The 9,062-nt window shown below is 30.9% G+C and carries 8 protein-coding genes and 1 pseudogene; 1 reads left to right on the top strand and 8 read right to left on the bottom strand.

The genetic code is table 11. The features are described from left to right. Positions 1–115: 115 nt before the first annotated feature. The 5 genes from ACFVR2_RS17660 to ACFVR2_RS17680 all read right to left on the bottom strand — a co-directional run bounded on the left by ACFVR2_RS17660 (position 116) and on the right by ACFVR2_RS17680 (position 5,447). Positions 116–517: a hypothetical protein gene (locus ACFVR2_RS17660; protein WP_387364477.1), complete on the bottom strand. Its 402-nt coding sequence runs from the start codon at positions 515–517 to the stop codon at positions 116–118. A gap of 428 nt (positions 518–945) precedes the next feature. Further along, on the bottom strand, positions 946–1,377 hold the full coding sequence (locus tag ACFVR2_RS17665; protein WP_387364480.1) for a hypothetical protein: 432 nt from the start codon (positions 1,375–1,377) through the stop codon (positions 946–948). A 63-nt stretch (positions 1,378–1,440) separates the two neighbouring features. Then, on the bottom strand, positions 1,441–1,998 hold the full coding sequence (locus ACFVR2_RS17670) for a hypothetical protein (RefSeq protein WP_387364483.1): 558 nt from the start codon (positions 1,996–1,998) through the stop codon (positions 1,441–1,443). A gap of 16 nt (positions 1,999–2,014) precedes the next feature. Continuing rightward, the gene (locus tag ACFVR2_RS17675) at positions 2,015–2,578 is read right to left on the bottom strand and encodes a matrixin family metalloprotease (protein WP_387364486.1); all 564 of its coding nucleotides are present in this window, start codon (positions 2,576–2,578) and stop codon (positions 2,015–2,017) included. 931 nt (positions 2,579–3,509) lie between these two features. Next, positions 3,510–5,447, bottom strand: coding sequence for an ATP-binding protein (locus tag ACFVR2_RS17680; RefSeq protein WP_387364489.1), 1,938 nt, complete (start codon positions 5,445–5,447; stop codon positions 3,510–3,512). Between the two features lie 726 nt (positions 5,448–6,173). Between ACFVR2_RS17680 and ACFVR2_RS17685 the strand changes: the two genes are divergently transcribed. After that, positions 6,174–6,506 (top strand): helix-turn-helix domain-containing protein, encoded by a 333-nt coding sequence (locus ACFVR2_RS17685; protein WP_387364492.1) that lies wholly within the window; start codon positions 6,174–6,176, stop codon positions 6,504–6,506. 210 nt (positions 6,507–6,716) lie between these two features. Here the strand turns inward: ACFVR2_RS17685 and ACFVR2_RS17690 are convergent, their stop codons facing one another. The 3 genes and pseudogenes from ACFVR2_RS17690 to ACFVR2_RS17700 all read right to left on the bottom strand — a co-directional run bounded on the left by ACFVR2_RS17690 (position 6,717) and on the right by ACFVR2_RS17700 (position 9,045). Then, on the bottom strand, positions 6,717–7,199 hold the full coding sequence (locus ACFVR2_RS17690) for an SMI1/KNR4 family protein (protein WP_387364495.1): 483 nt from the start codon (positions 7,197–7,199) through the stop codon (positions 6,717–6,719). A gap of 22 nt (positions 7,200–7,221) precedes the next feature. After that, positions 7,222–8,250 (bottom strand): annotated as a pseudogene (locus ACFVR2_RS17695) (IS1595 family transposase). A gap of 189 nt (positions 8,251–8,439) precedes the next feature. Then, complete coding sequence (locus ACFVR2_RS17700) at positions 8,440–9,045, bottom strand: hypothetical protein (protein ID WP_387364498.1); 606 nt, start codon at positions 9,043–9,045, stop codon at positions 8,440–8,442. Positions 9,046–9,062: the final 17 nt, after the last annotated feature.

Below are 9,062 nucleotides of genomic sequence, written 5' to 3' on the forward strand. Positions count from 1 at the left end.
ACGGGTTTTCCACGAAACCTTTGTATACGACTCTAAGACATTTAGCCAATAATTAAAAATCTTTGGTCCAGATAGATAAGGGACATCTGATTTTCGTGTTCCTTGATAATGTCCTTTAAAAAGCGATGTCGGATTGCACAGTTTCAATTAACCTTTGCACATTTCCTTTTTCGGAAGACTTCACAATTCCTTTCGCTACACGCTGCCAGATTTCAGGATGACGATTTGGCTGTAAACCCACTCGATGAAGAAGTAACGCATTTCTTAGTATATCTAAATCGCTATTTGCCGCAGCATTTGGATTAAAAATCCACTTAGTATTTTCATCTTGATATGCCTTTACAACAGATCTCCACAATTTATATGAATTTCTTTGATAGTTTAAAGCCATTGCAAGCGTTAAGACATCCATTAATTCATCATCTGGTACAATGTCTTCAGGCATCATTTCTCCACCAAGAAGACCCTCACTATGCATTTTAATCAGTGATTTAATGTTTTTTAAAAAAAGGTTCATTTAACATTATTTTACCCCATAATCTATTCACTATAAAATCTAACAATTCTGATTTAATTGTAGCACGCATTTTTTGACATAGAAAAAAAGCTGAAGAATCCTTCAGCTTTTGCATTTAAATTATATCCTCGGTTGAACTATAATATTTAATTAAAAAAAGTTTTGACATCCTATTTAAATGTTTTTTATTTCTTTTTTGCTTAAAAAATATAAGACGATTGAGATCATAAGTAAGAGCGACGGAATTCCCTGTACTACTCCCAATTCTTCTAATTGTTTAAATAACCTATCCATCATTGATGATAAGTTAAATTTTAGTCGTAATACAATTCTTTGTAGCCTTTTAACATTTATTTAGAGTTATCCATTCTTATGTTTTTTTAAAGTTCGTTCCAAATTTGTAACATTTTTCTTTATAACTACACTCTTTATGAACAAGCACCGATCTTATAAACTACAACTTCTTTTGGTGGTATATTACCTTTAGATCTACCAATATATAATTCTTTATTAGTACTAGAATCTCTCCAAAGAGACATATTATCTAACCTATACTCCGTATCAATCATAGATACTTGTGAAAACTTCACAATTTGGTTTGTAGAACGATAAGTAATTGGCTCATCTGAAAGTTTAACCATGATGAAGCCTGGTAATTGCTTCTTTTTTGCAATTTTGGATTTTCCACAAATAGCGATATCTCTTGAGGAAACAGCATTTGTTTGTGGACCCGACCAATAAACAGGTACTGTTGTTTCATCAGGTGTACTATTATTTTTTGTCGATTTTAAATTTAAACTACATCCTATCAAAGTTGAAATTAAAATCAATGACAAAATACTATAAATAACTCTGTACATAATGAACTTAACCTCCTTTCATCTAAAATTGTAGTTTATATAATCTATAATCAGATTAAAAAATTAATTAATTTGAGTCTGGATTGATTTTAATTGGTACTTACCTATATCTCTTTGCAACTCAATATTTTCATCACTTGGTCCTAAATATTTAAATTCGTCATTAGAGTTAATTTTTATTTTTCCTTGCCAAACACCTTTGATTACATATGCGTCTTCCCTCATCATTGGACCTACATACTTTTCTAAAAAAAGAAGGTACTTTTCACCAATATGCATCAATGGTGTCCCACCAATTCCATATTCTATATTTTTGTACACCCCTCCATTGTCAAGAATAGTTATTTTAGATAATTTTTCTGCCCCTTTAAAATTCCTTATAACTTTAACTTGGTTAGTTGAAAATAATACTTTGTTATAACTAAAAGTACTTGGATTAGTAAGTACTTCTACTTGAGCAATCAATGGAGTATTTACTGCCATTTCTTTAATAGACTTATATTCATTGGCTAGACTTGCTGGTGCCTCATTCAACTGTTTAGGTTTATATGTAGTCCACCCCACTAAAAACATAATGATTGCTGCTAAAGACATAATAATATAATGAAATTTTTTTTTCATAATCTTTTTTCACTCCTTAGTATAAGGCTTCAATTCCATTTAAATCATCAGTGGTTGGATAGTCTATTGTTTTATAACCATCGTACATTAATGCACCAGTATTTGTACTATGCTTCAATCCCATTGAATGACCCATTTCATGCATTGCAACAATCTTTTTACTTGCAGAACACACTTGATAATTCATTGAAGTATTTAGTTGAACCTCATTTTTGTACCAATTTTTATTTGGATACCCTCCATAATTAATCATGGAACCATCAGAATCAACATAGTAAGTAAAACCACACCAACCTGTATTGCCGAAGGCTCCTACAAAGTAATTAAGTGTTTGGTTACTTGTAGATTTCTCTGAATAATTGGCATATGATAAAGAATTCCAGCTTGAAACCCCACTTCGAATCGAGGATGCCCAAGTTCCACCTGGATCTCCTATATAATATGTTTTACTATTTATACCTCCAACTAACTTATAAGGACTTGTAGTAGAATAAGCCAAAGCTCGTCCAAGCCCAAAAAATATTACTATAATAAAAACCACTGCAATCGAAAAAAAATATTTTTTTCTACCTAAGTTCATAATTCCCCTCCAGAAATAAAAAATTTAATAAAATAAACTATATTCTGAAGTAAAAAATTACTAACTGAAATCACCTCTAATCTAATTTTAATTTTTCAGAATATTCTTTAATACTTCTATTGAATTTAATAATTTCCTTCAATTAAGTAAAAATTTTCCTTTCTGATTACAATTAAGAAAAAATAATCCTTGTGTAGTTATTATTAAAATAAAAAGAAAGACAATAATTAGAATTTCTTAACGATATTGAATTTTAAATTAACTACATACCAAATAATAAAAAAAACCACATTTTTCATAGAATGTGAGTTTTAATATAAAATGATAGTATCTAAATTTTTAATTTTTACTAATTCTATATTAAGCAGCTGGGCGAAGAGCATTTGTTACTTGGGTTTGGCGGAAAAAATGCGTTTGCCTTTTCAAAAGGAAATTTATTTTCTTCTTTAGTAAAAAGACCAAAGGTCAATGTGTTATACACAACGAATTGTTATCAAAAAAGGGATTTTTTGATAAAAGATATTTGTATGTAGAAAAAATGACGTAAAGCTAATTTTTCTATTAGCTCTACGTCATTTTTCTCACATTTTATCTATTTCGTAAAATAGACTCCTTGATGGTTGATAATTATACATACATAAAATTAACATTAAAATCATCAATGTACCAATTATAACTTTCAGTTGTATTGAGATAAACTGTGTAGCATCTCCAATCAAGCTAATATCTTTAAACTTGTCAATTTGGAATCACAAATACTGACTATATTAAACTGCCTAAAGCATTAATACAAATCCTTTGTGAAGGAGGATTTAATTTAGTGATATAGGCAAAAGAAGTCGAAAAAAATCGAATTTGCCCCTTTTATGATATTTATTTTATTAATATAACCATACTAAGTAAATTAAATTTATTTTCATTTTCAAAAAAATTATTTCTCATTTTTTTTGGTGTAATATGTTTGTTTTGGATGGGTTATATTATCAGGGTAAGTTAATTCTAATTTACCTTCAGTTATTAGTTTTTTAATTTTCTCTCGTATTAGTTTTTCTTTACGATTTAATATCTGCATTAATTCATTTTTTGTATATGGTTTCATTAAACATAATTTTAAAATTAATCCCTCTAGAACTTCTGGTTTTAAACGTTTTTTTAGTGCTTGATTAGAAATCTCCTTTAACTCTTCAGTTTCAGAATTTACTACCGCAGTTCCTTCTTTACTACCGAAGCTCTCTTCTGTTACTACCGTAGTTCCTTCTTTACTACCGAAGCTCTTTTCTGTTACTACCGCAGTTCCTTCTTTACTACCGAAGCTCTCTTCTGTAACTACTGTAGTTCCTTCTTTACTGCCAAAAGTTTTGCCTGTCAAAGCCCTATCGTCAGTAGACTCTTTATTCTCGTCACTTAATGTATAAAAAGCCCCACCTCTAGTTCCATGTTGAACTAATAACCCTTGTTCTAATAAATATCGCAACTCTTTAGTAGCTTTTACACTTTCAACACTATTTAATTCTTGGTATTCACGATTAGTAATTCGCTCTTTGTTTTTCACGTAAACTAAAGCGGCAGCTTGTCCATCACTTATTGTTACATCCCCCATAGAACTCAACCACTTTACTGCATCTTCAGTAAAAAAATTATGATTTCTAAATGTCACCATAAAACTATTTCTTGTTTCTTTAAACTGTGGGGGTTCAAGATGAGCTAATTTCATTGTCTGCATCATCGTATCAATACCTGAACCACGATTTTCTACAATTTTCAAATCTTCTAATAAAGTAATAATAAATGTATTCCTTGCTTTAGAAGTAGTTAAAAGATTGTTTAAAGTAACATCTCCATATAATGTTCCTGGACTTTCTATTTCTAGACGGTCTGGAAACATTCTTATTTGTATATAGTTCGAATACATTAATTCACTATAGTCCCTATGTATAACCGTATTTCTTACAGCTTCACGTATCGCGTCTTCTGGATACTCCCAAATATCTAAGCGGTTTAAACCTTGAATAATCGTCTTTTGCTTCATATTTCTCAAAATAATTCTTTCTACTTCATCAATCATTTCAGGGATATTACCTTCTATTTTTCGATTATCTAAAAACCGTTCACCATTTTGACCAAGTATCCCCATTTCTTTATGAGGGAGAACTAAGAATGTAATATTTAAAGCAGGAAAGAATTGCTGAGGATAAAGTCCAAAAACGAGTAAGCCAGCTATGGTAGGGAACCAATTTTCTTTTACTTTATCGGCAATATTTAATTTTTTTAATTGCTCCTCATAAGATTCTTTCTCTAATAAACGATATAATTTTGGTTTAAATTTTTTTACATTATCCAATAATTTTTTAATTAACTTATGATCTAAGTCATTTAAAGTAGCTTTTAATACTAACTTTTTATCTTCTTGTGCTTGTCCTCTAGAAACCATTAAATTATAAATTTCATAATCGTTCATTAATTCGTCTGAATCTCCAACTCTTATATAAGAACCACGTTTCATTCCTTTAGTTCTAATATAACAAGGCTTAAGGTCTTTTGAACACTCTGGTACAATTGCAGCAATTATTTTCTTCCCATCAAAATCTTCAACTACTATTTCAAGTCGAACTTCTGGTTCCATCTCTTTTGATTGATTCATCAATTGTTTTTGTAAGTCTTCAACATCATAAACTCCTACTAATTCATAGTTTTTATTTTCATCAATACCGAATAGGATAACACCGCCACCATTTTTATTACTAAAAGAAGAAAGAGAATCAAGAACTTTAGGACAGCCACCTGCCGCTGTTTTTAATTCAACGTAGTCAAACTCACTTTTAAACAGCTGGATATCATTGATAAGCTCCTGTAATTCATTGCGATTCATAATAATTCCTCTCTTCCTTTTTTATTGACTATATAATTTACAAATAGATATCTTTTAATATATCATTACTTCACTTGATTAGTCATATGTAGTCATTTTCTTTACTGTCTCTATATTTCTTTATTACTTGTTGATTTCCCTTTAAGTTCATAACATTAAAATTCAAAACAAAATTCGTTCATATTAAAATTTAAGAAAGAAACTTATTTTTGTTTTAACTTCTATATTAATAGGAATAAAAACCAATAATTTACATGACCTTAACGGCGTCCGATTTGCCATATCTATACCCCATACTTTATTTTAAGTTTTCTTGCTCAAAAAATTTGCTGTAATATTTTTCGAAATCCAGTAATAACTCTTAAGAAATTGCCTTCTGAGCTAATTTTTTCACAATTTCATTAAATCCTTTTCTTGAAAAATTATCTATGTAAAGATCATTCGAATCCTCTCAATGATGTTCATATATCAAAATTTTAATTTTTTTAGAATAGTCGGGTTTTAATATTATTATCCGATTTTAACATTGTTATGATACTGTGTTTCGATGTTCTCAGTGTGGTTTGAAAAAGGAATAGTATACATCAACTTTACTTCTTTACTTTCGACAAATAGTCAGCTTTTCCAACAAAGGAACTATTTCATGTATTAGCGAATTGCTAGGTAATAGGACATTTTTGATCTTTCATATCGTTAATTGACGACAAATTTTGGAGGAAAAATCGGATGATGCAGGAGTTAGGAAAAAAAGTTCGAGAACTACGTATTCGTAAAGGGATTGGATTAAATGAATTTGCGAAGGAACTGAGCGTATCACCTGGTTACCTTAGTAATCTAGAAACAGGAAAATCGGATACGGTTAAACTCGTTCTACTCGAAAAGTTGCAGGAAGAGTTACAACTCATTCCAATTGAAACAAATTCTTGTTTTTCAGAACGATTACAACGGATCCAACTGCAATTAGCACAACTTGAAAAAACAAATCAGGCAGCAGCTGAATTTTTAGTGCAGCAAATCGAAACGGGTTTAGATTATTTTTTAACGCAATATGAAATATGACCTTCTAAAATTGAAGGTCATTTTCATATTGTACTTGTTTAAGTGAATTTGATTAAAAAACGATAAAAATAACACAAGTGCTATTCAACTAACGCACTACGTCAGTTGCATAATTTTTGGTTTTTTATAGAAAGGCTCTGTTAATGAATAGTGTTGATTTTATAAATATTTTTAGGAACCCCTTTAAAATCGGAGGTTCCTTAATGATTTTTAATCGTATGCATCGCCTAAAGTTTCAAAATCATCTTGTAGCCAATACCATCTCTGACCCTCTTTCATAATCAGGTGATTTAATAAATCAGTAAATGACATTGCTATAATTGGACATTCACCTACAACTCCGTGACTATCCCAAAAACTATCATAACACCTTCCTAAACGGTCTTTGTTAAGGTCAATGGTTATATAATCACTATTATCAGATGCTACTATGTACCAATTCGATGAAATATCGTCTTCAACTTTTTCACCTATTATGATTGGATTAGCCAATTGAAATCTATCAGGAGAAACAATGGAAATACTGTATTCGGCATCAAGAAATAAATCTATACCACCGCAAATCTCATAGAATTCAAATATATCATTAGGTATTAAATGACCTTCTTCTATCCGAGGGAGACCACACGGAGGGTGAATTTTACAATTAGAAAATTTTGATACCTTATCAACCAATGACTTTATATTATTCACTTTTTTCATCACCTTCCTTTAATCACAAACTAAATTTGGATAACCGCAAACTATCGTAAGTATCAGTCATTTCGAAAACAAATGATGATAATAGGAACTCTTTAATATTGTGTTTTGTGCTTTCATTACTACGACTATCCACAAATAAGAACCAAGAAAGGTAGTTATCGAGGTACTTTGTAGCCACACCCTTAAAACGGTCTATCTATTGCTTCATACGAGAATGGAGACCATTTACATTTTGGATGTGATACAAACCCTTTATAATGTGCTTACCGCCATTTGATTTAATCCGATAATGTTCTAATCCTTTTTCTTTTGCATAGGTTTTATAGGCTCTCCAAGCATCGGTAACGAGTACATTATCACTTGTCAGTTTAGAACCAATCATACTCTCTACCTTGGTTTTAACGACACGCCCCATACAAGCAACTTTGGATATTGTTGCTTTTGTTCGGTCTCTGGCAACCAGAACACAGACTTGTTCGTGGCTAATGCCTCGAAGTTTGGATTTTCCGCCACGTTTACGAGGTTTGCGTTCGATAATCCCACGTTGCCCTTTTTGAGAGTAAAGGAAATAGGTCTCGTCAACTTCAACGATACCTTCAAATTGTTCAAAATCCATTTGTTTAAGAGCGTTCAATAGTTTATGTCTCCAATAAAAAAGCGTAACCCAAGTAACCCCTATGATTTCGGCAGATTTTCGCAGGGAATAGCCTTTAAACATACAATCAACAAACGTAATCCATTCATCGCCCTTTCGAGTACGATAAAGAACAGTATTCGTTGTATCAGTAAATGTCTTACTACAACACTTACAACGATAGCGTTGGCGACCATTATACTTTCCAAACCTTACAACGTGTTCTGAGGAACAATGAGGACATTCAAATCCTTCTTTAAAACGAGTTTCTCTCATTTCATTGATTAAACGACCACCGACAGAGGAAGAAGGCTCAACATAACGTTTTACCCATTGAAAGACTCGTTCTTTTTCTGTGAGAGACAATTTGCCGATATGTTTCAATAGATTGCTGAACGCTTTGCTCAACCTTGCCACCTCCCGAATGTTTGTTCTTATAGTAATTATACTAAGATTTCAGGTAGGTATCAAATATCAACATTTACCTTTAACAGAGCCTATAGAAAATACCAATTAAAAACAAAAAAGACCGCAAGTAATAATTGCGGTCTTTCAGTTTGTTTTTATTTAGAAATTTTAGTTAAGAATAATAAAATACTATTTTAAATGGTTATTACTGAAAAAATAAACCCATGATTCATATTTTTCTTTAAGTATTGCTTCGTTAGTATTTCCAATTTCCACCATTTGCTCTGTCAGATTGCTAATTTGATTAGTCGGGTTTATGACCACCTTAGACGAATTACTAATTAGAACAGGACGATTTACATTTATAGAATTCTTGGGTTTTCTAATTCTTCCCCATTTTATTTCTGAATTATTTCTTATTAATACCTCAGCAGTATAAATTGCAATATCCATAGCAAGAATTTGTGTTCCAACACTTAATTCTTGAGTCTCTATTTCAATTATGTTTCGAAGTTGTTCAGGAATATTCAATTTCTCGATGATGATCTCTTCTTGTGTCTTTTCCTTAATTTCAATTTGATCTAAGAACCAACGCCACAATGGTATCAATGATAAAGGACTAAAGTCAAGAAATTCATTTGAATCATCGGTCGTATGTTTTATTGCTTTTTGTAATAAATCTAGCCGTATAGGTATTTGACTCTCAAACCAATTTAAAAGTGCTTTCGATTCTTTAGCACTTAATTCACTAAAAGATTTTATTTCAAATGGTGGTTCCATGATTGGATATTCCATAAATTATTTACCTCACT

This window comes from Gottfriedia sp. NPDC057991 (assembly GCF_042886615.1).
Classification (GTDB): domain Bacteria; phylum Bacillota; class Bacilli; order Bacillales; family Bacillaceae_G; genus Gottfriedia.

Coding starts and splice junctions, on each gene's coding strand:
- ACFVR2_RS17700 (WP_387364498.1), bottom strand. CDS start 9,045: ATGGAATATCCAATCATGGAACCACCATTTGAAATAAAATCTTTTAGT.
- ACFVR2_RS17675 (WP_387364486.1), bottom strand. CDS start 2,578: ATGAACTTAGGTAGAAAAAAATATTTTTTTTCGATTGCAGTGGTTTTT.
- ACFVR2_RS17670 (WP_387364483.1), bottom strand. CDS start 1,998: ATGAAAAAAAAATTTCATTATATTATTATGTCTTTAGCAGCAATCATT.
- ACFVR2_RS17660 (WP_387364477.1), bottom strand. CDS start 517: ATGAACCTTTTTTTAAAAAACATTAAATCACTGATTAAAATGCATAGT.
- ACFVR2_RS17680 (WP_387364489.1), bottom strand. CDS start 5,447: ATGAATCGCAATGAATTACAGGAGCTTATCAATGATATCCAGCTGTTT.
- ACFVR2_RS17685 (WP_387364492.1), top strand. CDS start 6,174: ATGATGCAGGAGTTAGGAAAAAAAGTTCGAGAACTACGTATTCGTAAA.
- ACFVR2_RS17665 (WP_387364480.1), bottom strand. CDS start 1,377: ATGTACAGAGTTATTTATAGTATTTTGTCATTGATTTTAATTTCAACT.